Origin of the sequence: Microbacterium sp. Beta (assembly GCF_005502545.1) — a bacterium.
GTDB classification, from domain to species: domain Bacteria; phylum Actinomycetota; class Actinomycetes; order Actinomycetales; family Microbacteriaceae; genus Microbacterium; species Microbacterium oxydans.
The window spans coordinates 136,426-160,240 of sequence record NZ_SCOG01000002.1 but is presented as its reverse complement, the minus strand read 5'-3'; the positions used below and the strand labels follow the sequence as shown (position 1 = coordinate 160,240).

The window sequence follows — 23,815 nt, the reverse complement described above, 5'->3', positions numbered from 1 at the left end:
GAAGCCATCTCCACGAAAGGACGCGACCATGTCGAACCCCATCATTCCTCCCCTGCCTCCGATCCTCCACGATGACGAGGCCGACGTTCCGACGAAAGACGTCGACGGCGAGCGTGTCCTCGACCCCGATGCCGACGACGCGCTGGTCGACAGCGCCGAAGCGGACCGCATCGCCGCCGGGGCCGACGAAGACGACACCCACGACGACTGAGCGCCGCGGGAACCGCCCCGCCACTGCTCTCCTCGACTCCGCCGACCCCGTCGACTCCCACCGCTCCGCCTAGACTTGCCTCATGGCACCGGTGGTGGCGACGTGGTCAGGAAGAGGCTCATCGAGCGTCTTCCGCGGTTTGCTGTCCGCCGTTCTCCTCGTAGCCGCGATCATCCTCGGACTCCTGGGGATGCACACCCTGAATCTGCACGGGACGCCATCCGCCGAGGCACCGGCAGCAGTCGCGATGCCGGTGAGCGACACCGCCACGACGCCCGCTCACCATGCGGCGGCTCCGCACGGCGCGGCGCAGGCTCACCCCTCCGGGAACTCGACGAACGCCGGCGACATGTCCTGTGCAGGTTGCGGCAGTGACGACCACGCCGGCATGGCGATGATGTGCGTACTCGCTCTGCTGCTCGCACTCGCGCTGGTCATCGCTCCCGGTGCGCTCCGGGCCTGGGCAACCACCGTCTTCCGGTCCTCTCCGACCGGGGCCCTCACCTCCCGCGCGCTCCCCCAAACCCCTTCGCTTCACGTTCTCTGCATCAGTCGCACCTGAGCGGCCGTCGAGCCCGCACCCCTCGTGCCCGGCTCCACACCACTCACCTTGCGCGCGCCGTCATCGGCGTGCGCGCGACGACTATGCGTATTGGAGAACACCATGAAGAAGATCCGTGCTGCGGTCACGACCGCACTCGCCCTGTCCACGGTCCTGCTGCTGTCCGGCTGCGCGACCGGCGACACTGACGGCTCGATGCCGGGGATGGACCACGGCTCGTCGTCGGCACCCGCCGGCGTCGACGAGGCGGACATCATGTTCACCTCGATGATGATCGTCCACCACCAGCAGGCCATCGAGATGAGCGACATCGTGCTCGCGTCTCCCGGGGTCGACCCGGCCGTCACCGCTCTCGCCCAGCGGATCAAGACCGCTCAGGGACCGGAGATCGAACAGCTCGAAGGCTGGCTCGACGAGTGGGGCGTCGGCTCCGACGATCGCGACGCGGGTGCGATGGATCACGGGGACGGGATGATGAGCGACGACGACCTCGCGGCCCTCCGCGCGGCCGACGGTGCCGAGGCCTCCCGACTGTTCCTCGAGCAGATGATCGCGCACCATGAGGGGGCCGTCGAGATGGCGCAGACCCAGGTCGACGAAGGAAGCGACCAGGAAGCGGTCGAGCTCGCCCAGACGATCATCGACGCGCAGACGGAGGAGATCCAGGAGATGAAGGACCTCCTCTCCTCTCTCTGACCCATCCCCGGGCCGGTGTCGGCGCCGCGCAGTGCGGCACCGGCCCTCCTCCGCACGAAGGAACCACGCCATGAACCTCCCCACCATGCCCGCCGTCGTCCACACGCTCCAGCGGCGTCGGCTGTCCGTCACGCTCGCCGCCCTCGCTGCCACCGGTATCGCCCTGACCGGATGCTCGGCCGGCGTGCAGACGACGCCCTCGCAGACCTCACCCTCGCAATCGGCCTCCACGCCATCGACGGACGCCGGCTCGGCGGCAGTGGCACAAGAGCTGCTCGCCGTACACGATCTGGCGGCGCTCGACGTCCGCGAGGTGATCGCGCGGCTCGAGGCGACGGCCCTCGTGGATCGTCCTGATGACCTCCTCGCCTCGGTAGAGCCCGACACGCTCGTGCTTCGAGACGCCAGGGGCAGAGAGGGCAGACTTCCCCTGCCCGACGACGCCGTCTACGTCTCGATCGCGCCGTTCCGCGATCAGACCCACGAGTGCCACTTCCACAGCCTCACGACGTGCGTGGGCGAGCTCGCCGACACGGAGGTCCGTGTCACCCTGACGACCGACGACGGGAGCATTGTCGTCGACGAGACCCGACGAACCCAGGACAACGGCTTCGTCGGCGTATGGGTGCCCCGCGGCCTCGAGACGACGCTGACCGTCGAGAGCCAGGGGCTGACCGGCTCCGTGCCACTGTCGACGACCTCTCCCGACGACCGCACCTGCATCACGGATCTCCAGCTGCGGTGAGCCGACCGACGACGCTCTGAGCTCGTCCTGCCGCCGCGTGGCATGAAGAAGCGCACCCCTCCGTGTACGGAGGGGTGCGCTTCTGCTGTCGACGTGCGGCCTGCTAGGTCGCGAGCAGCGGCGGCACGTGCGAGATCGAGATCGGACGCGTGGCCCTGCTCGACCCGCGCATCCTCTCGACGTCCTCCAGCACTTCGAAGGCCGTACCGTATCGGGACGCGAGGGGAAGGTCGCGAAGCCACGTGACCTCGACCTCGGTCTCGGCCAGTTCGTACACGCACGCCACCACATGGCGCGGATCGTTCGGCGAGTAACGGAGGTCGTTGATCACCCACTCCGACGCGGTGATGCGATTCAGTATGAAACGTGGATCCGGAAGTTCAGACATGTGCGGGCCCTCCAGGACTCTCTCTTCCTCAAAGAGTGCGCCACGGTTCGGCTCACGCAAAGCCCCTTGACACTGCTCGCGAAGGATGCCGCCTCGGGGTCAGGAGGCGTTCTCGGCGGCCTCGGCCGAGGCGACCTGCGCGCGCCACCAGGGTGTCTCGATGAATCCTCGCTTCATGAACACCAGTTCCATGGCCGCGTTCCATCCTCTGACTCCCTTGAGGTGCGCGATGGTCCCGGTGAGGAAGTCGTGGAGCGTCTCGGTGCTCGGCAGGATGATCTCGCAGTAGAGGGAGTTCTCCTCGAGCGCTGCGGCCAGGAAGCGCACCGAGACGTGCTGGGCGAGGGTGCGTGCCACCGAGGCGATCCGAGAGGGTTCCACCCGAAGGATGAGAAGTGTCTCGGCGCTCATGCCGAGTGCGGACGCCGGAACCATGGTCACGGTCGTCAAGCACCCGCCGTTGCGCATGCGTTCGTACCGGCGACGGACGCTGCTCTCGTTCATGTCCAGCTTGTCGCCGATCGACTGGAAGGAGGCACGACCGTTGTGTCGAAGCTCCTCGACGATCGCGCGGTCCGCGTCATCGAAGTGCGTGGGATCGCAGGTGTTCGGCGCGGGCATGTACGACTGCGGATCGCTCGCGGCTTCGGCGTGCGCGTCGTAGAGCTGCCTCCCCCAGTCGAAGCTCACCTTGTAGGTGTGCACGACCAGGTCGCTGCGCCAACGCTCGACACCCGGTATCGCCTGCAGGTCCGTGAGGACGTGCGCGTAGGTGGCGGAATCCCCCGGGATGACGACCTCGGCGAACACGTCGAACTTGCCGGTGACCAGCGTCACGAACCGCACGTAGGGCGAACCGATCAGAGCCTGCGCGACGCTCAGCTGGGAACCGGGCGTGCAGTTGATCCGGACGAAGAAGGTCTCGACATGGCCTTCACTGCCCAGCGTCGGAACGATCCCGACCCGCACCAGCCCCTCGGCGAGCAGCTGCTGTCCGCGTCGGGTGACCGTGGAGACGGCGGCTCCGGCGAACTCGGCGATCGACGTCCAACTCGCTCGGCCGTCCTGCTGCAGCGCGACGACGATCCGTCGGTCGAGGTCGCTCACTTCCCTCGTGAGATCGACGCTGCTCATCGGGTCGGCGGGTACACCCGGTGCAGGAACGTGCGCACGGTCTTCGTCCACGCCTCTGCCTCCTCGATCTGCGGGGAGTGCCCCGACTTCTCGAACACCACCATCTCGGAGTCCGGGATGAGATCGGCGATCGTCTGGCTACACGATACTGGCGTGATCCAGTCCGTCCGGCCCACGGTGATGAGTGTCGGCACACCGATCTCGGGCAGGCGCGGTTTGAGGTCGTAGTTCGGGAGGTTCACAGAGAAGGCGTAGTTGTGCGCGCGATAGCGGTACGGCGTCGCCTGCACCTTGCGCTCGGTCGCTTCCGGGTCGTACACGAAGTCGTACAGGGGCAGGATCTCGCGCCAGCAGTCCTTCAGGTCCTCGTCGTCGTGGACCTGTCCGACGTCGATGCGGTCGAACTTCTCCATGTCGATCGTGACACGGTCCGAGGCGAGGGCGTTCTCACGCGCCAGGTGCGCGTTGGAGTTGTCCGGAGAGGTGTCGCGCAGCACGATCGCCCGCACGCGCTCCGGGTATCGCAGTGCGTACTCCATGGCCATGAAACCGCCGTACGAGCCACCGGCGATCACGATCCTCTCCGCACCGATCCACTCCCGCAGACCGTCGATGTCCGCCGCCCACTGCTCGTGGCTGTAGGTGCCGAGGCCCTCGCTCGCTCCGCTGCCGCGCGCATCGAACACCACGACGCGGTATTCGTCGGCGAGTCGACCGAAACTGGCTCGCGGTTCGGCGCGGGACCCGAGGCCGGGGGCTCCGTGATGGGTGATGATGACCGGAGCGCCCTCGGGACCGAGGACCTCGACGGCCAGGTGGTTCCCGTTGATCTCGACCCATTCGTGGTCACTGGTGGCTGCGGCGAACTCCGGGGATACCGGCGGGGTGGATGTCATGTTCTCTGCTTCTCTCGGATTCCGTGGGTCAGAGCGCGATCGTGCACTCGTCGAGGCTGCGCGGGAAGGTGGTCAGGGGTTCGGCGCCGGTGGCCGTCACGAGCATGCTGTCGCTGATCCGGTAGCCGGCGTGGCCCGGCACATAGATACCGGGTTCATTCGAGACGACCATTCCCGCCTCGAGCTGCGTGGCGTCTCCGTCTTCCAGCCATGGCGCCTCGTGCATGCCGAGACCGATGCCGTGCCCCTGCCGGTGCCGGATGTACTCTCCGAGTCCGGCGTCGCGGATCACATCGAGGCACAGGCGGTTGGCCTCACGGCACTCGAGCCCCGCACGGATGGTCTCGCGACCGCGCAGCTGTGCCGCGTGGATCGCGTCGTGGTACCGCCGCTGCTGCGCAGTGGGTTCGCCCAGCACGAAGGTGCGCTCCCCCTCGATGAACCGACCGCCGACCGCGCAGCCCAGGGAGAGCATGAAGGTGTCGCCGGCCTTGAGACGGTTCACCGAGGGGAGCCCGTGCGGGAAGGCGGAATTGGGCCCTGAATAGACCAGTCCCCCGGCCAGCAGTGACGCGACGACGACATTGCGGTGCTCGGCGTACATGATGCCGGTGCCGGTCGCGGTGACGTGTCGCTCGAGCTCGGCCTCGGTCGGAAGATCTCCCCCGGCCGCGACCGCCGCCTGCACCAGCTGCACGCCGGCGTCGAGCATCCGGTCGGTGACACGGGCCGCTTCACGGTGCAGCTCCACCTCCTCGGGGAACTTCACGTAGCGGGCACGGGTGAGCAGCCCCGAGGCGACGAGATCGGCATCGGGCATCGCCTCCCTCGCCGCAGACAGGCGGGCGGACGGCATCGACGCCGCGAACCCGACCCGCCCGCGAGGTGAGACCGCACGGGCGAGCACTTCGAAGGGCGCGACGACGCCGGGATACTCGAAGAACGCGACCAGTTCCGCACGGGAAGACTGCGATTCGGCGTACTCGCGTTCCAGCTCGGGCAGCAGCATGACCACGCGGCCTCCCGCCTCGAGCCAGATCGCCACCGGACGCTCGGACGGGTGGTGGAAGAAACCGGTGAGGTACGCGATGTCCTCGGGGTGATCGGTGAGGAAGGCATCGAAACCCGCTTCGGCCATCCGCTCGCGCACCCTGGTCTGTACCCGGTCGAAGAACTCGGGCGCGAGACGCTGGTCGAACTCGGTCATCACGGACTCCTATCGGGCGAGGTGGCGCGGGTTGCGCGCGTCGTTGTAGGCGATCGAGAGCAGTGTCGCGGAGAGCACCAGGATGAGGATCGCGATCGAGGGGAAGAGCGTCAGCCACCAGGCGCTGACCATCGCACCGGCCTGCTGCGCCTCGTAGAGGATGCGCCCCCAGGACCAGGTCGTCGGGTCGCCGAGGCCGAGGAAGGCCAGTCCCGCGGCCGAGAGCACAGCCCGTGAGGCCGTCACCACCACGGAGACGACGACCACCGGGGTCACAGCGGGCAGCACGTGCTTGGTGATGATCCACACCGGAGACGTGGTCATCAGCCGCGACGCGTCGACGTAGGGCAGACCGACCACCGTGAGCGCTTGAGAACGCACGAGGCGGGTGACCTCCGGCCAGGAGAACGCAGCGACCACGAAGATGATGGTCGATGTGCTCGGCCCCACCAACGCGGCGATCAGGATCATGAGCGGCAGCACGGGGAGCGAGAGCGTCATGTCGACGATCACGCTGATGAAGCTGTCGAGCTTGCGGAAGTACGCTCCGAGGACCGCGATGATCGTGCCGAAGACGATCGCGATCAGCGAGGCCGCCACGGCCACCAGCACACTCTGCTGCGTGCCCCAGATCACCTCGGAGAACACGTCCCGCCCGAGAGCATCGGTGCCGAACCAGTGGTCACCGCTCGGCGGACGCAGTACGTCGGGTCCGTAGCTGGCCGGATACGGAGCGATCAGAGGCGCGGCGAGAGCCACGATCACGAGCAGGACCAGCAGTCCGAGGGAGATCATGCCGAGCGGGTCACGGCGGAACGCACGCCAGGTGTGGGCGCTCGCCCGCTCGCTGCCTGCAGCGGTCGGCTCACTCGGGGTCAGGGCCTCTGCGGAGGGCATCGGAGCGGTCATGAGGTCTTCACTCTCGGGTCCAGGTAGCCGTAGATGATGTCGGTGATGGTGTTCGCCACGACCACCGTGACGGCGAGCATGAGGAACGCACCCTGCAGGACGGGGAAGTCGAGCTGGGTGACTGCTTCGTAGATGCCACGGCCGATGCCGGGGTAGGCGAACACCGTCTCCGTGAGCACGGCGCCGCCGACCAGGAAGCCGAGCTGCAGTCCGATCAGGGTGGTGGTCGGGAGCAGGGCGTTGCGCAACGCATGCTTCCAGAGGATGCGGCTGCCGCGGATGCCGTTCGCCTTGGCGAGGAGGATGTAGTCCTCGCCGAGCGTCTCGATCAACGTCGATCGCATCGTCAGGACGTAGGAGCCCACCTGGATCAGCATGAGCGACACCGCCGGCAGGACGAGGTGCTGCGCGACGCTCAGATACCACTCGAAGCCGTAGGTGTTGTTGGTGTAGGCCCCACCGATCGGGAACCACCCCAGATTCAGACCGAACACGAACAGCAGCAGGATCGCGACGCTCGGCACGAACAGCGACTGCCCGGTGACTCCGAGCACCTGCACCGCCCTATCGACGAACCGTCCCTTGTGGGAAGCCGCGGCCACACCCAGCGGTACTCCGATGAGGATCGTGAGCACCAGCGCCGTGATGGTCAGCAGGAGCGTCCACGGCAACCGCTGCAGCAGGACGTCCGTGACCGGGATCGACTGTGTGAAAGAGATGCCGAGGTTCCCCTGCAGCAGCTGCCACATGTAGAGCCCGTACTGCACGATCAGGGGCTGGTCCAGACCGTACTGCTCGAGGATGGTCGCCCGGATGTCGTCCGTCATGTTCGGACTCGCCAGCGCCAGCGCCGGGTCACCGGGAAGCAGACGCAGCAGCAGGAACGTCACGGTCACGGCGAACCAGATCGTGAGCAGACCGCGACCGGCGCGACGGAGAATGAACGATGCTCGGGACACCCGGGCGACCTTCCTCGAGATTTCGGTGGTTGTTACTCGACCGGGTGCGCGCTCGCGAGCGAGAGCGGGTTCACGATCGAGAGCAGCTCGCTCGGCTTCGCGATGAAGCCGGCCCACTCGTCGCTGGCTGCGAAGAACAGGTTCTGCGTGTACATGATGTTGTCGTAGACCTGCTCATGGACGATCTTGTTCGCCTTGCGCATGATCGAGATCTTCTCGTCCTGGTCGAAGGTGACCATTCCCTCCTCGATCAGGGCGTTGAGGTCGGGATCGTCCACGTGCGTGTAGTTGATCGCCCCGCCGGGGAGATACGACAGCGAGAAGTTCGTCACCGGGTCGTCCATGATGGCGAAGTTGCCCGCATAGATGTCGTAGTCGCCCTCGCTTGTCATGGAGAGGTAGGTGTTGCGCTCGGTGCCCTGCAGCTCGATCGTGATGCCGGCTTCTGCCGCGCTGTCCTTCACCATCTGCGCCCACTGGCTGGTGACGCTGTCCTGCAGCGAGTAGATCAGCCGGAACGAGACCGGGAACTTCCCGCTCGCGTCCGCCGCGTAGCCGGCCTTCTCCATGAGCGAGCGCGACTTCTCGGGGTCGAACTCGTACTCCTTGACCGACTTGTCGTAGTACTTCGCGAGCACCGGCATCAGCGCACTGGAGCCCGTCGAGACGGCCTGCCCTTGCAGCACGACAGTGCGGATCGCGTCGTAGTCGACGGCATGGGCGAGTGCCTGACGGACCTCGGTCTTCGCGAGGTCCGGCCTGTCCATGTTGTAGACCAGGTGGGCGTAGCCGAGCCCCGGAGCCTCGATGACCTGCAGACCGTCGGTGTTGCCGAGCTGCTCGACCTGTGCCGGCGGCAGCGCGTTCGCGATCACATCGATCTCGCCGCTCTGCAGTGCCAGGATCTCGGTGTTCACGTCCGGATACACGCGATACACGACCTCGGCGGGTCCAGGGACGCCGCCCTTGACGAGCGGGTAGTCCTCGACGCGCTTCAGCGTGTAGTGCTGACCCACCTGGAAGTCGCTCATGATGAACGGGCCCATGCCCACCCATCCCCCGTCGCTGCCGTCGTTCGCGAACTCGGCGATCGATCCCTTCGGCTCGAAGACGTGCTGCGGGACGACGACACCCCAGAACCCGATCTCCTCGACGATGGACGAGTCCGGCTGGGTGAGAGTGAGCTCGACACGGGTGTCCGACACGGCTGTCGCGGTGTCGAGGTTGCCGAGCTGTCCGTAGAACGTGCCGGGGGCCTGATCGCGCTTGACCGCGTTCAGGGTCCACGCCACGTCTTCGGCGGTGAGGGGCTCGCCGTCGCTCCAGGTGAGGTCGTCGCGGATCTCGTAGAAGCCCGTGGTGTCATCCACGTAGCCCCAATCCGTGGCCACGTGGGCTTCCTTGCTGCCGTCATCGCTGATGCTCAGCAGGTGCGGATACATCAGGTTCGTGATCCACGAATCCGTTCTGCTGTTGCCGAGCACCGGGTTGAAGTTCACGACATCCGTCGTCGTGCCGATGCTGATCGTCTCGTCGCTCGGACCGGCGGAGCCGGACGACTCCCCCGGTTCCGGCGCGGACGGGGCGCACGCGGCGAGACCGACGGCGAGAGCCGCGGCCGCACCGAGGGCGAGGAACTTGCTGTACTTCATCAGACCCAGACCTCCTCGAGTACGCGCATGGTGTTCCCTCCGACGACGGCGCGAATCTCGTCGTCGGAGTAGTCGTGCTTCACAAGCCAGCCGATGATGTTGTAGAAGGCTTCGGCCGGGTTCTCGATGCCGTCGACGTACGGCTGCTTCTCGTAGTCGACGTTGGCGTGCGCCTGCCCCAGCGACAGGTTCGACGAGAACGCGTCGTGAAGGCCGACATGGTCCCCGAACAGCGTGTCCGGTCCGAAGCTCACGTGCTCCAGGCCCACCAGGTCGACGCAGTACTGGAAGTGATCCATCACTGACTCCAGCGAGTGCTTCGGGTGCTGGGGCGAGATGGTGGTGTGCGGAGCCGCCTCGATGCCGATCACACCGCCGCGCTTGGCGCACTCGATGATCGTCTCGTCGGTCTTCATGCGGTTGGTCGGCCACAGCCCACGAGCACCGGCGTGCGTGATGAAGACCGGCTTCGTCGAGTGGGCGATCACATCGAGGCACGTCTGGTCCCCGGAGTGGGAGATGTCGATCGCGATGCCGAGCTTGTTCATCCGCTCGACCGCGCGCTCGCCGAAGTATGTCAGTCCGCCGTCGCCCCGCTCCTTCAGTCCGCCTCCGAGCATGTTGGCCTCGGAGTAGGCGATGCCCATCTGACGCACGCCGAAGCCGTACAGCACGTCGAGGCGGTCGACCTCGTTCTCGATCATGGTCGACGCCTCGAGCGCGAAGATGTGCGCGACTCGGCCGGTCTCCGCCGCGTGGCGGATGTCCTTGATCGACTCGGCCTTGATCACGAAGTCCTGGTGCGCGAGGTCGGCCATGCGAACACCGAGGTCGAACAGCACGTCCTGGTACTTCCACCCTGCGTCGCTCGAGATGCAGCAGGTGCCGTCCATACCGTTGTCGAACACGGCCGTGAGTCCGGAACGGGCGAGACCCTGGTAGCCGGTGGGTTCGCGACCCTGGCGGATGTGGTCGCGTAGCTCGCCCATGTCCTCGGGGAAGACCTGCACATGCTCGTGCAGGGAGATCACGGTCTCCTCGCGGAGCAGGCGCTCGGTGCGTTCGCGCTGCGCATCGCTCAGGCCGAGATCGTAAGCCGGGACGCGGCCGATCTGCTTGGCGTAGCGGAATTCGCGGTAGTCCTTGCCGGCTTCCAGATAGTCGTACGCGGTGTAGCCGGTGTACCGGCCAGCTTGTTCGAGCACGGATGCGCTCCTTAGGTTCGATGATGCGGGTGTCCCACTCGGTCACCAAGCGGGAGTTTCCTCGAATCTGGAGGATTTCGGCATAGATGTCAACCTCTGTGATTATTTCCAGACAAAATGTTTCCTGTTCGAAACAATTCAGAGGCTGGAAGCTGGCATGATGGCACCCATGGAGAACGCACCCGCCCCCCGGAACACCGTCGTCCTGGACGTCAAGGGACTCACCGTCACCCTCACCGGCGAAGGCCGGCGCAACCGCGTGGTCGATGGCATCGACATCACCGTGCGCCGGGGCGAGGTCTTCGCGCTGCTGGGCGAGTCCGGATCAGGAAAGTCCATGACCGCCCGCGCGATCATGGGCCTCATCGACAACGGGGATGTGGAGGCGGACACCCTGACGCTCAGCGGGACCGATCTCCTCTCCCTCTCCGCCGAACAGCACAGGCGCCTGCGGGGTGTGCACGTCAGCCTGGTCATGCAGGACGCCCTTTCCGCGTTGAATCCGGTCCTCAGCATCGGCGATCAGATCATCGATCTGATGCGTGCTCACCGCAGCATCGGCCGGAGCGCCGCCCAGGCGCGCGCGGTCGAGCTGCTGGCCCTCGTCGGTATCCCCTCCCCCGACAAGCGTGTGCACGATTACCCGCACCAGTTCTCCGGCGGCCAGCGCCAGCGCATCCTGATCGCCATGGCGATCGCGCTGGACCCTGATCTCATCATCGCGGATGAGCCGACGACCGCGCTCGATGTGACGGTGCAGGCCCAGATCCTCGATCTGCTGCTCTCCCTGCGTGATCGACTCGGAATGGGGATCCTGCTCATCACGCACGACCTCGGTGTCGTGATGGAGGTCGCGGATCAGGTCGCCGTCATGCGCACCGGTCGCATCGTCGAAACGGGATCCGCCGACGTCGTGCTCACCGAGCCGCAGCATCCGTACACGGTGCAGCTGCTGAACTCGATGCCGCGAGATGTGAGCCCGGCGGCGCAGGATGCCGACACCCCGCCGATCCTGGAGGGACGCGGCCTCGAGCGCACCTTCCGTTCGGGAAGCGGGCGCCGTGCGCACCGGGTCGCCGCGGTAGCCGACGTCGACCTCGACCTCCGCCAGGGCGAGATCCTGGCGATCGTCGGCGAGTCCGGAAGCGGCAAGTCGACTCTGGCGCGGATGCTGGTCGGGCTCGACTCCCCCGATGCGGGAACCCTGCGCTACCGCGACCAGGATGTGACGAGAGGGCGGCTCCGCGATCGGAAGATCCTGCGGCGTGGGGTGCAGATGGTGTTCCAGGACCCCTACATGTCACTCAACCCTCGGATGACCGTGCAGCAGATCATCGCCGAACCGCTCGCCGCGACGCACTCGGGAACGCCGTCGAGCAGGCGCGAGCGCGTCGCCGAGCTGCTGGAACTCGTCGGCCTCACCGCCGAGATGGGTTCGCGTTTCCCGCACCAGTTCTCCGGCGGTCAGCGTCAGCGCATCGGCATTGCTCGGGCACTCGCACTCGACCCGGACGTCCTGGTGTGCGACGAACCCGTCTCGGCGCTGGATGTGTCGATCCGCGCACAGATCATCGACCTGCTGTGCGAGCTGCGGGAGCGACTGGGAATGTCGATCGTCTTCATCGCGCACGATCTCTCCCTCGTGCGGCACATCGCCGACCGCGTCGCGGTCATGTACCTGGGCGAGATGGTCGAGATCGGTGAGACCGAAGACGTCTACCTTCGCGCAGAGCACCCCTACACCCGGTCGTTGCTCTCGGCCATTCCTCCCCAGACACGCGCCGACCGGGGCATGCTCGCGCGCCGCACCCGAATGAGCGCGTGAACGCGGAGCAGCGCGGAGTCAGCGCCCCGGTCGCACCGTGAGGTCGGTGATCTCCGCATCGCGTGGAAGATCGAGCGCCGTGAGGATGGTCGTGGCGACCGCGTCCGGCGTGATGAACCGCTCGGCGTCGTAGTCCTGGCCCTCCTGCTGGTGCACGCGCTCCTGCATGGGAGTGGCTGTGCGGCCGGGATAGATCGACGTCACCCGCACTCCGTGCGCGGCCTCCTCGGCGCGCAGCGCATCGGCAAGCGCACGGAGACCGTGCTTCGACGCCGCATACGCCGACCACCCGGCGTTGGCGCGGAGGCCCGCTCCCGAGTTGACGAACACGATCTGCCCCTGTGACACGCGCAGGACGGGCAGAAGCAGGCGCGTGAGCTCGGCAGGGGCGATGAGATTCACGGCGAGCTGCTGCTCCCACAGCGCGGGAGCGAGATCAGCCACATCGCCGAGGTCGACGACGCCGGCGACGTGGACGAGCGCATCGATCCGCTCGGGCAGCTGCTGCTTCGACAGCGCCCACGACAGTCGCCCCGGCTGGGAGAGGTCTCCGACGAGGACGGAAGCTCCGGGAAGCGTCTCCGCGATCTGTCTGGCACGCCCGGCATCGCGGGCGAGCGCCACGACGTCGTCGCCGCGATCCAGGAGCCGTCCAGCGAGAACAGCCCCTATGCCGGAACCCGCACCGGTGACGAGGTGCGTTGACACGTCAGCCCTGGTCGGTGGCGGCAGGCACCGCCACGTCGATCGGAACGACGGGGCAGTCCTTCCACAGACGCTCCAGCCCGTAGTACACGCGCTCCTCCTGGTGGAACACGTGCACGATCAGGTCACCGAAATCGAGCAGCACCCAGCGGGCCTCCGCCCGACCCTCTCGGCGGACGCGCTTGTGCCCGGACTCGATCAGGCGGTCTTCGATCTCGTCGGCGATCGCGGCGACATTGCGCTCGCTGTTTCCGGTGACGAGCAGGAAGATGTCGACGAGCGGAAGCGGCTCGGAGACGTTGAGTGCGACGAGATCCTCTCCGCCCTTGTCGACGGCGGCCTGTGCTGCCAGACGCAGCATCTCTTCGGCGGTTTCAGGTGATTGCATCAGAACACATTCGTGGTGATGGCGATGATGACGACGACACCGACAGCGAGGGCAAGCCCTCCGGCGACGATCGCCAGGGTGATCATCAGCCGGTTGCCCTTCTCAGGCGCCGGCGGACGGATCACCTCGCCGGCGGGCTTGATGGTGCTGACCGCCGAGCTGGCGGCGATCGGCGTAGGCGACGACGCGGGGGGAAGCTCGCCGTCGATGAGAACGGCGTCGACATCCTTGCCGTCGGTGGTTCCGAGTGCGTGGCCCTGCGAACCCATGCCCTGCGGCAGTTCGTACGACCCCGTCACGAGGATCTCGCCGGTCGATGCGACGGGACCGGAGAGCGATCCCTCTCCGGGAGAGGGTGTGAAGATCAGCGCATTCGGCGCGGAGTGCTGGGAGCCGGTCGAGTCGCCGACCGTGAGCAGCTCATCGAAAGACGGGCGGAAGGGCGCGTGCGGGTCGGGAGCGTCTGCGAGCAGCCCCTCGCCGAAAGCGGAGTTGACGGTCGGGCGTGCGTCGCCGACGACCTCATCCCCGGCGTCGTCGACATCGGCGAGCACGTCGTCGGGATCCTGCTCGCCGGCGTCCTCTGCCTGGGCGGGAAGCCCGAGGGCCGCAGCCACATCGTCCTCATCGCCCGTGGACGCCGCCGTGGTCTCCAGCGGGACCTCGCCCACCGCGTCTGCGGCGACCGATGCCCGGACGGGCTCGACGGCGACGTCATCATCATCGTCGTCGTCGGCATCGCCCGGCTCTTCGTTGCGGGTGAAGTCAGGAACGCCCGACACGATCTCCGCGGGCGCGGCGGCGGCGTCGGAGGGGCCCGCTTCGGCGGGCTGCTCCGCTTCCCCGTCGCCGGCAGCAGCGACGCCGTCTTCCGAGGTGCCTTCCGGTGTGACCACCGGCACGGAGGCCGTGCGGACCTTCTCGAGCTCGCGCACCTGACGACGCGTGAGCGGTGCGTCACCGTTCGCGGCGTCGACGACCGGTGCCGGTGCGACCTCCACGGGGTCGGCGGCCCGAGGCAGCGGCGGCGCGGGGGGCGCGGCTTCCGCCGCGGCGGCGGCCTCCTCGCTGGTGATGACGGGGGTCGAACCCGTCAGACGGATCTCCCGCAGCTGCTTGCGCGTCAGCGGACCCTGCTCCTGGCGATCCGATGTACTCATGCCTTGCTCCGATACAGATGATGCTTCGCTATGTACTGAACGACCCCATCAGGGACCAGATACCAGACCGGCTGATCGTCGCGAACGCGTTCACGGCAGTCCGTCGATGAGATCGACAGCGCCGGCACTTCCAGTTGGCTGACGTTGTCGCTCGGGAGGCCGTCGGTGCTCAGGACATGTCCCGGGCGCGAGACCGCGACGAAGTGGGCCAACTCCCACAACTCATCATGGTCCCTCCAACTGAGAATTTGCGCCACGGCGTCGGCTCCGGTGATGAAGAAGAGGTCCGCATCCGGGCGATCACGCTTCAGATCGCGCAGCGTGTCGATCGTGTAGGTAGGCCCCTCACGGTCGATGTCGACCCGGCTCACGGTGAACTGCGGATTCGACGCAGTGGCGATCACCGTCATGAGGTACCGATGCTCGCTCGGCGAGACGCCCGACTTCTGCCACGGGTGACCGGTGGGAACGAACACCACCTCGTCGAGGCCGAAGGAGTTCGCCACCTCGCTGGCTGCGACCAGGTGGCCATGGTGGATGGGGTCGAACGTGCCGCCCATCACACCTATGCGCGGGGGGCGCGTGGTCGCAGCGTCGTTCATGGGGGCCTAGTGGCCGTGTCCCGCCTCGTGGCCGTCCTTGCCGTGCTGTGCGGCCCAGGCCTCGGCCTTGGCCGAGTGGCGGTTGGCGACGTTCTTGTAGGAGAAGGTCACCAGTCCGAGGAAGGCGAACACGACCGCAGCGATGGCTCCGAAGATCACCGTTTCGAGCGCGACGTTGCCGTGGTGCTCTGTTTCGGCAGCGGCCATCGCGATCTGTGCGACGAGGTTCATCCTGACTCCGTTTCGTGGCGTGCTGTTCGGGATCCTGTGAGGTACAGCGTCCCCCAGTCTAGCCCTCAGCTGCGGGTCTGCCCCGACCCACGCGCGAGCCATTTCGTGCTGGTCAGCTCTGCGACGCCCATCGGCCCTCGAGCGTGCAGCTTCTGGGTCGAGATGCCGACCTCCGCGCCGAAGCCGAACTCGCCGCCGTCCGTGAAGCGGGTGGACGTGTTCACCATCACGACGGCGGAATCCACCTCGGCCAGGAAGCGCTCCGCATTGCGCGTGTCGGTCGTGATGATCGACTCCGTGTGACCCGTGCTGTAGCGGCGGATGTGGTCGAGCGCCTCGTCCAGGGACTCCACGACCTTGATCGCGATGTCGAGGCTGAGGTACTCGGTCTTCCAGTCCTCCTCCGTGGCGGGGATCACGTTCGACATGAGGCCGACGACCATGTCATCGCCGTGGATCGCGACGCCCTCGCTCTGCAGCGCGCTGGCCACCAGCGGGATCAGACGCGGTGCCGCCTGTCGATGCACGAGCACGGTCTCCACCGCATTGCACACGCTCGGCCGCTGCACCTTGGCGTTCACGACGATGTCGCTCGCCCAGTCGTCCGGGGCGGTCTCATCCAGGAAGATGTGAACGTTGCCTGCCCCGGTCTCGATCACAGGCACGGTCGATTCGGTGACGACGGTCTCGATGAGGCCGGCACTTCCCCGCGGCACCAGGACGTCGATGAGCCCTCGCCCGTGCATGAGCGCCTTCGCGCCGTCCCGGCCGAAGTCGTCAACCGTCTGGATCGCCTCGGCTGTGAGCCCTGCACTCTCCACCGCCCGCCGCATCACGTCGACGAGCACGGTGTTCGACTCACGGGCGGCGCTCCCGCCACGCAGCACGACGGCGTTGCCCGACTGCAGCGCCAGAGCGGCGATGTCGACCGTCACGTTGGGCCGGGCTTCGTAGATCGCGCCGACGACGCCGAAAGGTACGCGCACCTGCTCGAGGGCGACACCGTTGGGCATCCGGTGGCCGCCGACGACGCGCCCGACCGGGTCACCGAGAGCGGCGACCTCACGCACGGCGGCCGCCAGTGCCGCGACACGCTTCTCGTCGAGACGCAACCGATCGATGAGTGACTCCCCGATGCCCTCCGCGCGTCCGCGGGCGATGTCACGACCGTTCGCCTCGATGATCTGCACAGCGGAATCGCTCAGCGCCACAGCGATCGCTTCGAGCACTCGCGCCTTCTCATCGCTCGTGAGCGCAGCCGTGGCGCGAGAGGCCTCTTTGGCGCGCTCCAGGCGCACCTGCGGGGTCTGGTCGGTCATCCGCCCAGTTTATGAGGTGGCCGGCTCGAACCAGGTCCCTATTTCGGCGCCGGCCAGGGCCTGCGCTACGAGGTCGGCGCTGGTGACCAGCACACCGATGCCAGATGCCGCGGCAAGACGGGCGGCGGAGACCTTGGTCGCCGCTCCCCCGGTGCCCACGCTGTTGACGACGGTCGCCCCGAACTCCAGGCCGGTGAGATCGGCGTTCGGCGCGACCACGTCGATCGGCTCGGCGCCGGGATCGGTCGGAGGCTTCGTGTACAGCGACTCGATGTCGCTGAGCAGGATGAGGGCGTCCGCCTCGATCAGCTGAGCGACCAGCGCACCGAGTCGGTCGTTGTCACCGAAGCGGATCTCCTGTGTCGCGACCGTGTCGTTCTCGTTGACGATCGGAAGCGTGCGCAGGCCGAGCAGGCGCTCCATCGCGCGACGGGCGTTGGAACGCGACGTCGGGTTCTCGAGGTCACCGGTCGTCAAGAGCACCTGGCCCGCGACGATGTCGAACGGACGAAGTGACTCCTGATAGCGGTACATCAGGATGTTCTGGCCGACGGCGGCCGCGGCCTGCTGGGTCGCGAGGTCGGTCGGACGAGCATCCAGCCGCAGGAAGGGGATGCCGGACGCGATGGCACCCGACGACACCAGCACGACCTCGATCCCCCGCGCGTGCGCCGCAGCCAGGGCTTCGACGATGACGGGGATCCGCCATGAGGAGTCCCCGCTGATCGAGGACGACCCGACCTTGACGACGATGCGGGACGCGGTGGCGAGGTCCGCGCGGGTGCGTGCTGTCACTCGCCGTCCTCGCGGTACGCGGCGAGACGCTGCGTCTCCACCTCGGCGCGGGCTTCGGCCTTCGCGTCCATGCGCTCGTAGTACTGCTCACGGCGCTCGGAGGTGGTCCGGCGTGCGTTCGGAGCCAGACGCGGGTCGGTTCCGCGCGGCGCGGCCATCGCCTCGGCGGCGGACGTCATGGTGGGCTCCCAGTCGAACACGATGCTGTCGCCCTCGCCGATCACGACGGTCGACCCCTGCACGGCGCCGAGTCGGAACAGCTCGTCCTCCACGCCGAGCTTCTCGAGTCGATCCGCGAGGTAGCCCACGGCCTCCTCGTTCTGGAAGTCGGTCTGCTGCACCCAGCGGACCGGCTTCTCGCCAAGGATGCGATACACGTTGCCGTAGGTGCCGCCCTCGACCCGGATGGTGAAGTCCTTCTTGGAACCACGCGGGCGGATCACGACGCGCTCCGGCGGTGTCTCGAGCGCCGCTTCGGCGCGGGCCTTCTCCACCAGCTCACCCAGTGCGAAGGTGAGCGGGCGCAGCCCCTCGTGCGAGACGGTGGAGATCTCGAACACGCGGAACCCACGAGCCTCGAGATCGGGGCGGACGAGGTCGGCGAGGTCGCGCGCCTCCGGCACATCGATCTTGTTCAGCGCGATGAGCTGCGGGCGCTCGAGCAGCGGAGTCTGTCCCTCGGGGACCTCGTACGCGCCGAGCTCGGCGAGGATGACGTCGAGATCGGAGATCGGATCGCGCCCCGGCTCGAGAGTCGCGCAGTCGAGCACGTGCAGCAGTGCGGAGCAGCGCTCGACGTGGCGGAGGAACTCGAGACCGAGCCCGCGGCCCTCGCTGGCGCCCTCGATGAGACCGGGCACGTCCGCGACGGTGTAGCGGAAGTCGCCCTGCTGAACGACGCCGAGGTTCGGGTGCAGGGTCGTGAAGGGGTAGTCGGCGATCTTGGGCCGCGCGGCCGAGATCGCGCCGATCAGGCTCGACTTGCCGGCGGACGGGTAGCCGACGAGAGCGATATCGGCGACCGTCTTCAGTTCGAGGACCACGTCGCCCTCGTATCCGGGCGTGCCGAGCAGGGCGAAGCCCGGTGCTTTGCGCTTGGGGGTGGCGAGAGCGGCGTTGCCCAGCCCGCCCATCCCGCCCTTCGCGACGACGAACCGCTCACCGGGGATGATCATGTCGATGAGGACTTCACCCGCGGTGTTCTTCACCACGGTGCCGACCGGCACGGGGAGCTCGAGCGTCTCACCCAGGAAGCCGGAACGGTGATCGCCCATGCCGGGACCGCCGTTGCCGGAGGACCGGTGCGGCGAGTGATGGTACGACAGCAGCGTTCCGGTCTGCGGGTCCGCCACGAGGACGATGTCTCCGCCGTCGCCGCCGTTGCCCCCATCGGGACCACCCAGCGGCTTGAACTTCTCGCGGTGCACGGAAACGCAGCCGTTGCCGCCCTTACCCGCACGAAGGTGCAGTGTGACGGTGTCGACGAACGTGACCATGTGCGGATTCCCCTGTATGTGAGTGGTGTTTCGGTGTGCAGATACACGGACGGGGCGAGCCGAAGCCCGCCCCGAACCGGATAACTAGTGTCGCGCTGTGATCACTCAGCTGCGGCGACGATGTTGACGACCTTGCGGCCGCCCTTCGCGCCGAACTGGACCGCACCGGCGGCCAGAGCGAACAGCGTGTCGTCGCCGCCACGGCCGACGTTGACGCCGGGGTGGAAGTGCGTGCCGCGCTGGCGGACGATGATCTCGCCGGCGAGGACCTGCTGACCGCCGAAGCGCTTCACGCCGAGGCGCTGAGCGTTGGAGTCACGACCGTTACGGGTTGAGCTTGCGCCCTTTTTATGTGCCATGTCCTGGTCCCCTCTGGCTTACTTGATGCCGGTGATCTTGACGCGCGTGAGCTCCTGACGGTGGCCCTGGCGCTTCTTGTAGCCGGTCTTGTTCTTGTACTTCTGGATGATGATCTTCGGGCCGCGGAGGTTACCGATGACCTCAGCCGTGACCTTGACCTTGGCCAGCGAGTCAGCGTCGGTGGTCACCGTGGCGCCGTCGACGAGCAGCACAGCGGCCAGCTCGATCTTCTCGCCCTGGGCAGCCTTGACACGGTCGAGCTGAACGATCGTGCCGACCTCGACCTTCTCCTGCCGCCCACCGGCGCGCACTACTGCGTAAACCACTTCATACCTGTTTCGTTGGGGAGCTCGCGGCTCCGAGATCTCACGGGAAGACTGTTGCTTGCATGCACCGTGGAACGGCGGGCGCGAACGCAAGGCTCTCCGCTTCGACCAACGAGGACGACGCGGCATACGCACCAAGGGACTACTTTACCGGATGCGGGTCGGTGTCGCAAAGCGAGGTGGGTCCGTGCATCGCGGCTCGCTCCATCAGCCCCTGCCCCACCGGCGCGGACCTAGGCTGAAAGGGTGACCGTACTCGTCGACGACCCGCTCTGGCCCGCCCACGGACGCCTGTGGGCGCACCTCGTGAGCGACGAGAGCCTCGACGAGCTGCACGCGTTCGCGCGCGAGAACGACGTCGCCGCACGCGCTTTCGATCTCGACCACTACGACGTGCCGGAGGAGATCATCCCCCGGCTCGTCGCCGCCGGCGCCCAGCACGTCGCGGGCAAGGAGCTGGTGCGCCGGCTGATCGCCTCAGGACTCCGAGTCCGCAGCCGCGACCGGCGCTGACGGCTCGTTGTTCACCGAGACGGGCGTGCCGGTGAGCGCCGCTGTGCTCACCCGACGACGTCCTCGTCCCTGACCCGGCGCCTTCGGCTCCGGGAGAGCGTCGAGGACGGAGTCGAGCAGCGCCTCGGCGGGAGACTTCGGGCCCTTGCGGTCGCCGCCTCGCTTCTTGCGAGCCTTCTTCGGACGATCGGCACCTGCGGGCGCTTCCGACGTGACGTCGGCCGCCTCGGCTTCCGGCGCCCCATCCGCCGCCGGAGCGATGGTGGAGGCGGCGATCTGCGCGAGGGCCGACTTCGCCCCCTCCGTGATGCTGTGGGTGACCGCGGAGGCAGCCGGAGCGCTCTGGTTCTGACCGTTCCCGTTGCCACCGCCGCCGCGCTGACGACGCCCGCTCTGCCCGTTGCCGCCGTTGCCGCCGCCGTTGTTGTTGCCGTTGGAGCGGTGCTTCACGACCGGGTCGTGGTGCACGATGACGCCGCGGCCGCGCAGACCTCGCAGGCCTCGCTGAAGGTCTCGAGCAGGCCGAGCCCCAGCTTCTTGCGCGTCATCTGCACGAGCCCGAGCGAGGTGACCTCGGCGACCTGGTGCTTGGTCCGGTCGCGGCTCAGGCATTCGATCAGGCGCCGCAGCACGAGATCGCGGTTGGACTCCAGGACCATGTCGATGAAGTCGACGACGATGATGCCGCCGATGTCACGCAGGCGCAGCTGGCGGACGATCTCCTCCGCTGCCTCGAGGTTGTTCTTGGTGACCGTCTCCTCGAGGTTTCCGCCCGAGCCGACGAACTTGCCGGTGTTGACGTCGACGACCGTCATGGCCTCGGTGCGGTCGATCACGAGCGAGCCACCAGAGGGCAGCCACACCTTGCGATCGAGAGCCTTCTCGATCTGCTCCGTGATGCGGAACGCATCGAACGGATCGGTCTCGTCCTCATACGCCTCGACGCGCTCGAGCAGGTCGGGAGCCACGCTCTCCAGGTAGGCGCGGATGGTCTGCTGCGCATCCTCGCCCTGGATGAGCATCTTGGTGAAGTCCTCGTTGAAGACGTCGCGGACGATCTTCACGAGAAGGTCGGGCTCCGCGTGCAGGAGCGCGGGCGCCTGCTGGTTCTCGACCTGCTTCTGGATGTGCTCCCACTGCGAGGTGAGACGCTGCACGTCACGCGTGAGCTGGTCCTCGGTGGCACCCTCGGCCGCCGTGCGGACGATCACCCCGGAGGACTCCGGCAGCACCTCCTTGAGGATGCGCTTGAGGCGTGCCCGCTCGTTGTCGGGAAGCTTGCGGCTGATGCCGTTCATGGAACCGCCCGGCACGTAGACCAGGTAGCGGCCGGGCAGGGAGATCTGGCTGGTGAGACGAGCACCCTTGTGTCCGACCGGGTCCTTGGTGACCTGGACGAGCACGCGATCGCCGGGCTTGAGCGCCAGTTCGATGCGGCGCGGCTGGTTGCCCGTCTCGACGCCGTCCCAGTCGACCTCGCCGGAGTACAGCACGGCGTTGCGTCCACGACCGATGTCGACGAACGCGGCCTCCATGCTGGGAAGCACGTTCTGCACGCGTCCGAGGTAGACGTTGCCGATCAACGACGCGTCCTGGTTCCGGGCGACGTAGTGCTCGACCAGCACGCCGTCTTCGAGGACACCGATCTGCGTGCGGCCGTTCTTGGAGCGCACGACCATCTTGCGGTCGACGGACTCGCGACGTGCGAGGAACTCGGCCTCGGTCACGACGGGGCGACGACGACCAGCGTCACGCCCGTCCCGGCGACGCTGCTTCTTCGCCTCGAGGCGGGTGGATCCCTTGATGGCCTTCGGCTCGGTGATGTACTCGACGACGCGCTGACGCTGACGCGGCTCTTCGCGCTGGTCGTCACCCTCGGAACCGCCACGGCGGCGACGGCCGCGGCCACGACCCGCAGGCTCGTCCTGCGACTGCTCGCGCTCGGCGATCCGGTCGAAGATGCGCTCGCGCCCCGGCTGCGCGGGGAGCGGGACGATCTCAGGCGCGTAGAAGTGCAGCTGTGTGGAGACCTGCGAGACGAACACCTCGGGAAGCAGACCGAGCGACACAGCAGTCACCGGACCCGGAGCTTCGGGAGCGGCCGGAGCTTCCTCCTCGGTGACGGTCGCCTCGACGGCGGTCGTCGACTGCGCGACCGACTCCTCTGCGGTGGCTTCCTCGACGACTCCGGCTTCCGAGAGCTTCTCCGCGACGGCGGACTCCCTCTCCGGCACCTCGAGCGCCTCAGCAGCAGCCTGGGCCTCGGCAGCCGCTTCCGCGTCAGCGGCAGCTTCGGCTTCCGCCTCAGCCACGGCATCAGCGACGGAATCGGCCGCAGCAGCGGCATCGTCGGCAGCAGCCGCGGCATCGTCCGCTGCGGCGTAGCCGGCGGCGACAGCATCGGCAGCGGCGTCCTCGGCCCGTTCAGCGGCGTCGGAGTTCTCGTCACCCTCGATCGACGGCTCTGCAGGGCCGTCGACATCCGGAGCGGTGGGCTCCGTCAGCTCTCCCGCGGCGTCAGCCGGGAAGTCGAGGGTGGGGGCGTTGTTGTCATTGTTCTCATCGGCCATCTCTGGCTTACTCCCTGCACGGGACACTAGGTGCCCCGTGAAATCTCATGCGGTACCCGCGGGTTCCGCGAACTCACTCGGTCTGCGACCGGCTCATGGCTCTGATCGCGTGGGGCATTGGACCCCGAAGTCTTCTCGACGCGTGTCGCGGCAAACGCCGTTCATCGCATCACAGGCCATTATCGCACCAAGTGGGTCGGTTCGCGGCATCCCGTCGTCCGCAGCGAGTTTTGTCCGGCCTGTTCTCGCCCCATCCATAGCAGGCGCTGGGATAATCCCCAGTATGAGCGAGCAGCGCACCCGCCCCGTCGTCTACGCCGTCTGGCTGATCATCGCGAGTGTGGTGGGCTGGTTCGCCGCATTCCAGCTGACGGTCGAGAAGTTCGTCCTCGCGGCCAATCCCGACGCCGTGCTGAGCTGCAACGTCAGCGTGATGATCCAGTGCGGGAAGAACCTCGAGTCGTGGCAGGGAGAGGTCTTCGGCTTCCCCAACCCGATCCTCGGTATCGCCGGGTGGATGGCACCCCTCTTCGTCGGCGTCGCGCTGCTCGCCGGTTCACGGTTCCCCCGGTGGTTCTGGCTGACCTTCGGCGCCGGCGTGACCTTCGCCTTCGGCCTCGTCTGCTGGCTGATCTGGCAGAGCATCTACGCCCCCAACCTCGGTGTGCTCTGCCCGTGGTGCATGCTCACCTGGTCCGTCACCATCCCGACCTTCTTCGCCACCATGCTGCACCTGACACGAAACGGCAGCTTCACCGGCAACGAGAAGGTGCAGGAGCGCGCGAACCGGCTGATGGCCTGGGTCCCGCTCGCCACGATCCTCGCGTACGCCGTCGTGATCCTCCTCGCTCAGCTGCGCGGCCTCGATCTCCTCGGCGAGGTCATCGGCATGATCTTCTGAGGCTGCAGCACGGAAAGAGCCCGTCCACCGAGATTCGGTGGACGGGCTCTTCGCATGTGG

At 67.3% G+C, this 23,815-nt stretch carries 25 protein-coding genes and 1 pseudogene; 7 read left to right on the top strand and 19 right to left on the bottom strand.

Going from position 1 to position 23,815, the window contains the following annotated elements; all coding sequences use genetic code 11:
- The first annotated feature begins 28 nt into the window (after nucleotides 1-28).
- The 4 genes from FFS56_RS03525 to FFS56_RS03510 all read left to right on the top strand — a co-directional run bounded on the left by FFS56_RS03525 (nucleotide 29) and on the right by FFS56_RS03510 (nucleotide 2,214).
- Nucleotides 29-211: a hypothetical protein gene (locus FFS56_RS03525; RefSeq protein WP_046749225.1), complete on the top strand. Its 183-nt coding sequence runs from the start codon at nucleotides 29-31 to the stop codon at nucleotides 209-211.
- Nucleotides 212-293: 82 nt separating this feature from the next.
- Nucleotides 294-773 (top strand): DUF6153 family protein, encoded by a 480-nt coding sequence (locus FFS56_RS03520; protein ID WP_233437403.1) that lies wholly within the window; start codon nucleotides 294-296, stop codon nucleotides 771-773.
- A 102-nt stretch (nucleotides 774-875) separates the two neighbouring features.
- On the top strand, nucleotides 876-1,469 hold the full coding sequence (locus FFS56_RS03515) for a DUF305 domain-containing protein (RefSeq protein WP_046749227.1): 594 nt from the start codon (nucleotides 876-878) through the stop codon (nucleotides 1,467-1,469).
- A 70-nt stretch (nucleotides 1,470-1,539) separates the two neighbouring features.
- Nucleotides 1,540-2,214, top strand: a complete 675-nt coding sequence (locus FFS56_RS03510; RefSeq protein WP_046749228.1) for a CueP family metal-binding protein — start codon at nucleotides 1,540-1,542, stop codon at nucleotides 2,212-2,214.
- A gap of 103 nt (nucleotides 2,215-2,317) precedes the next feature.
- Here FFS56_RS03510 and FFS56_RS03505 read toward each other — a convergent pair whose 3' ends face one another.
- From FFS56_RS03505 to FFS56_RS03470, 8 genes are all read right to left on the bottom strand, one after another.
- The gene (locus FFS56_RS03505) at nucleotides 2,318-2,602 is read right to left on the bottom strand and encodes a hypothetical protein (protein ID WP_046749229.1); all 285 of its coding nucleotides are present in this window, start codon (nucleotides 2,600-2,602) and stop codon (nucleotides 2,318-2,320) included.
- Nucleotides 2,603-2,701: 99 nt separating this feature from the next.
- Nucleotides 2,702-3,787 (bottom strand): Lrp/AsnC family transcriptional regulator, encoded by a 1,086-nt coding sequence (locus FFS56_RS03500; protein ID WP_249352933.1) that lies wholly within the window; start codon nucleotides 3,785-3,787, stop codon nucleotides 2,702-2,704.
- Nucleotides 3,733-4,632: an alpha/beta hydrolase gene (locus tag FFS56_RS03495; protein WP_046749230.1), complete on the bottom strand. Its 900-nt coding sequence runs from the start codon at nucleotides 4,630-4,632 to the stop codon at nucleotides 3,733-3,735. The genes FFS56_RS03500 and FFS56_RS03495 overlap by 55 nt, the downstream gene beginning before the upstream one ends.
- Nucleotides 4,633-4,660: 28 nt before the next feature.
- A complete protein-coding gene (locus FFS56_RS03490; RefSeq protein ID WP_046749231.1) occupies nucleotides 4,661-5,839 on the bottom strand; it encodes a Xaa-Pro peptidase family protein in 1,179 nt (392 codons plus the stop codon).
- Between the two features lie 9 nt (nucleotides 5,840-5,848).
- Entirely contained in the window at nucleotides 5,849-6,748 is a 900-nt protein-coding gene (locus tag FFS56_RS03485) for an ABC transporter permease (RefSeq protein WP_171010996.1), read from the bottom strand.
- Nucleotides 6,745-7,707: an ABC transporter permease gene (locus tag FFS56_RS03480; protein WP_046749232.1), complete on the bottom strand. Its 963-nt coding sequence runs from the start codon at nucleotides 7,705-7,707 to the stop codon at nucleotides 6,745-6,747. Before FFS56_RS03480 ends, FFS56_RS03485 begins: the two co-directional genes overlap by 4 nt.
- 32 nt (nucleotides 7,708-7,739) lie before the next feature.
- Nucleotides 7,740-9,359: an ABC transporter substrate-binding protein gene (locus tag FFS56_RS03475; RefSeq protein ID WP_046749233.1), complete on the bottom strand. Its 1,620-nt coding sequence runs from the start codon at nucleotides 9,357-9,359 to the stop codon at nucleotides 7,740-7,742.
- Nucleotides 9,359-10,564, bottom strand: coding sequence for a membrane dipeptidase (locus tag FFS56_RS03470; protein ID WP_046749234.1), 1,206 nt, complete (start codon nucleotides 10,562-10,564; stop codon nucleotides 9,359-9,361). The genes FFS56_RS03475 and FFS56_RS03470 overlap by 1 nt, the downstream gene beginning before the upstream one ends.
- A gap of 169 nt (nucleotides 10,565-10,733) precedes the next feature.
- Here FFS56_RS03470 and FFS56_RS03465 point away from each other — a divergent pair, with 169 nt between their 5' ends.
- On the top strand, nucleotides 10,734-12,389 hold the full coding sequence (locus tag FFS56_RS03465; RefSeq protein WP_164734092.1) for an ABC transporter ATP-binding protein: 1,656 nt from the start codon (nucleotides 10,734-10,736) through the stop codon (nucleotides 12,387-12,389).
- 18 nt (nucleotides 12,390-12,407) lie between these two features.
- Here FFS56_RS03465 and FFS56_RS03460 read toward each other — a convergent pair whose 3' ends face one another.
- From FFS56_RS03460 to rplU, 10 genes are all read right to left on the bottom strand, one after another.
- Nucleotides 12,408-13,097, bottom strand: a complete 690-nt coding sequence (locus tag FFS56_RS03460) for an SDR family oxidoreductase (protein WP_127012107.1) — start codon at nucleotides 13,095-13,097, stop codon at nucleotides 12,408-12,410.
- A 1-nt stretch (nucleotide 13,098) separates the two neighbouring features.
- The gene (gene rsfS / locus FFS56_RS03455; RefSeq protein WP_046749236.1) at nucleotides 13,099-13,482 is read right to left on the bottom strand and encodes a ribosome silencing factor; all 384 of its coding nucleotides are present in this window, start codon (nucleotides 13,480-13,482) and stop codon (nucleotides 13,099-13,101) included.
- Nucleotides 13,482-14,642, bottom strand: a complete 1,161-nt coding sequence (locus tag FFS56_RS03450) for a hypothetical protein (protein WP_046749237.1) — start codon at nucleotides 14,640-14,642, stop codon at nucleotides 13,482-13,484. Before FFS56_RS03450 ends, rsfS begins: the two co-directional genes overlap by 1 nt.
- The gene (nadD, locus tag FFS56_RS03445; protein ID WP_021198523.1) at nucleotides 14,639-15,244 is read right to left on the bottom strand and encodes a nicotinate-nucleotide adenylyltransferase; all 606 of its coding nucleotides are present in this window, start codon (nucleotides 15,242-15,244) and stop codon (nucleotides 14,639-14,641) included. The genes FFS56_RS03450 and nadD overlap by 4 nt, the downstream gene beginning before the upstream one ends.
- 6 nt (nucleotides 15,245-15,250) lie before the next feature.
- Nucleotides 15,251-15,475, bottom strand: a complete 225-nt coding sequence (locus FFS56_RS03440; RefSeq protein ID WP_021198522.1) for a hypothetical protein — start codon at nucleotides 15,473-15,475, stop codon at nucleotides 15,251-15,253.
- A 65-nt stretch (nucleotides 15,476-15,540) separates the two neighbouring features.
- Nucleotides 15,541-16,794, bottom strand: a complete 1,254-nt coding sequence (locus FFS56_RS03435) for a glutamate-5-semialdehyde dehydrogenase (RefSeq protein WP_127012106.1) — start codon at nucleotides 16,792-16,794, stop codon at nucleotides 15,541-15,543.
- A gap of 9 nt (nucleotides 16,795-16,803) precedes the next feature.
- Nucleotides 16,804-17,589 carry a glutamate 5-kinase gene (gene proB / locus FFS56_RS03430; protein WP_046749239.1) on the bottom strand — a complete coding sequence of 262 codons (786 nt, stop codon included), beginning with the start codon at nucleotides 17,587-17,589 and terminating at the stop codon, nucleotides 16,804-16,806.
- Nucleotides 17,586-19,085, bottom strand: a complete 1,500-nt coding sequence (gene obgE / locus FFS56_RS03425; protein WP_127012105.1) for a GTPase ObgE — start codon at nucleotides 19,083-19,085, stop codon at nucleotides 17,586-17,588. The genes proB and obgE overlap by 4 nt, the downstream gene beginning before the upstream one ends.
- 101 nt (nucleotides 19,086-19,186) lie before the next feature.
- Nucleotides 19,187-19,444 (bottom strand): 50S ribosomal protein L27, encoded by a 258-nt coding sequence (rpmA, locus tag FFS56_RS03420; RefSeq protein ID WP_028501603.1) that lies wholly within the window; start codon nucleotides 19,442-19,444, stop codon nucleotides 19,187-19,189.
- Between the two features lie 18 nt (nucleotides 19,445-19,462).
- Complete coding sequence (rplU, locus tag FFS56_RS03415) at nucleotides 19,463-19,771, bottom strand: 50S ribosomal protein L21 (protein ID WP_028501602.1); 309 nt, start codon at nucleotides 19,769-19,771, stop codon at nucleotides 19,463-19,465.
- 246 nt (nucleotides 19,772-20,017) lie between these two features.
- Between rplU and FFS56_RS03410 the strand changes: the two genes are divergently transcribed.
- A complete protein-coding gene (locus FFS56_RS03410; protein WP_046749242.1) occupies nucleotides 20,018-20,284 on the top strand; it encodes a DUF4031 domain-containing protein in 267 nt (88 codons plus the stop codon).
- On the opposite strand, the pseudogene FFS56_RS03405 reads toward FFS56_RS03410, so the two are convergent.
- Nucleotides 20,249-22,854, bottom strand: a pseudogene (locus FFS56_RS03405) (Rne/Rng family ribonuclease). The gene FFS56_RS03410 and the pseudogene FFS56_RS03405 overlap by 36 nt on opposite strands.
- A 283-nt stretch (nucleotides 22,855-23,137) precedes the next feature.
- Between FFS56_RS03405 and FFS56_RS03400 the strand changes: the two are divergent.
- Nucleotides 23,138-23,755: a vitamin K epoxide reductase family protein gene (locus FFS56_RS03400; protein WP_046749244.1), complete on the top strand. Its 618-nt coding sequence runs from the start codon at nucleotides 23,138-23,140 to the stop codon at nucleotides 23,753-23,755.
- The last annotated feature ends 60 nt before the right edge of the window (nucleotides 23,756-23,815 follow it).

Excerpts from the sequence above, each read along its gene's own strand:
- FFS56_RS03525 (WP_046749225.1), top strand. The coding sequence starts at position 29 with ATGTCGAACCCCATCATTCCTCCCCTGCCTCCGATCCTCCACGATGAC.
- FFS56_RS03520 (WP_233437403.1), top strand. The coding sequence starts at position 294 with ATGGCACCGGTGGTGGCGACGTGGTCAGGAAGAGGCTCATCGAGCGTC.
- FFS56_RS03515 (WP_046749227.1), top strand. The coding sequence starts at position 876 with ATGAAGAAGATCCGTGCTGCGGTCACGACCGCACTCGCCCTGTCCACG.
- FFS56_RS03510 (WP_046749228.1), top strand. The coding sequence starts at position 1,540 with ATGAACCTCCCCACCATGCCCGCCGTCGTCCACACGCTCCAGCGGCGT.
- FFS56_RS03505 (WP_046749229.1), bottom strand. The coding sequence starts at position 2,602 with ATGTCTGAACTTCCGGATCCACGTTTCATACTGAATCGCATCACCGCG.
- FFS56_RS03495 (WP_046749230.1), bottom strand. The coding sequence starts at position 4,632 with ATGACATCCACCCCGCCGGTATCCCCGGAGTTCGCCGCAGCCACCAGT.
- FFS56_RS03490 (WP_046749231.1), bottom strand. The coding sequence starts at position 5,839 with ATGACCGAGTTCGACCAGCGTCTCGCGCCCGAGTTCTTCGACCGGGTA.
- FFS56_RS03485 (WP_171010996.1), bottom strand. The coding sequence starts at position 6,748 with ATGACCGCTCCGATGCCCTCCGCAGAGGCCCTGACCCCGAGTGAGCCG.
- FFS56_RS03475 (WP_046749233.1), bottom strand. The coding sequence starts at position 9,359 with ATGAAGTACAGCAAGTTCCTCGCCCTCGGTGCGGCCGCGGCTCTCGCC.
- FFS56_RS03465 (WP_164734092.1), top strand. The coding sequence starts at position 10,734 with ATGGAGAACGCACCCGCCCCCCGGAACACCGTCGTCCTGGACGTCAAG.
- rsfS (WP_046749236.1), bottom strand. The coding sequence starts at position 13,482 with ATGCAATCACCTGAAACCGCCGAAGAGATGCTGCGTCTGGCAGCACAG.
- FFS56_RS03450 (WP_046749237.1), bottom strand. The coding sequence starts at position 14,642 with ATGAGTACATCGGATCGCCAGGAGCAGGGTCCGCTGACGCGCAAGCAG.
- nadD (WP_021198523.1), bottom strand. The coding sequence starts at position 15,244 with ATGAACGACGCTGCGACCACGCGCCCCCCGCGCATAGGTGTGATGGGC.
- FFS56_RS03440 (WP_021198522.1), bottom strand. The coding sequence starts at position 15,475 with ATGAACCTCGTCGCACAGATCGCGATGGCCGCTGCCGAAACAGAGCAC.
- FFS56_RS03435 (WP_127012106.1), bottom strand. The coding sequence starts at position 16,794 with ATGACCGACCAGACCCCGCAGGTGCGCCTGGAGCGCGCCAAAGAGGCC.
- obgE (WP_127012105.1), bottom strand. The coding sequence starts at position 19,085 with ATGGTCACGTTCGTCGACACCGTCACACTGCACCTTCGTGCGGGTAAG.
- rpmA (WP_028501603.1), bottom strand. The coding sequence starts at position 19,444 with ATGGCACATAAAAAGGGCGCAAGCTCAACCCGTAACGGTCGTGACTCC.
- FFS56_RS03400 (WP_046749244.1), top strand. The coding sequence starts at position 23,138 with ATGAGCGAGCAGCGCACCCGCCCCGTCGTCTACGCCGTCTGGCTGATC.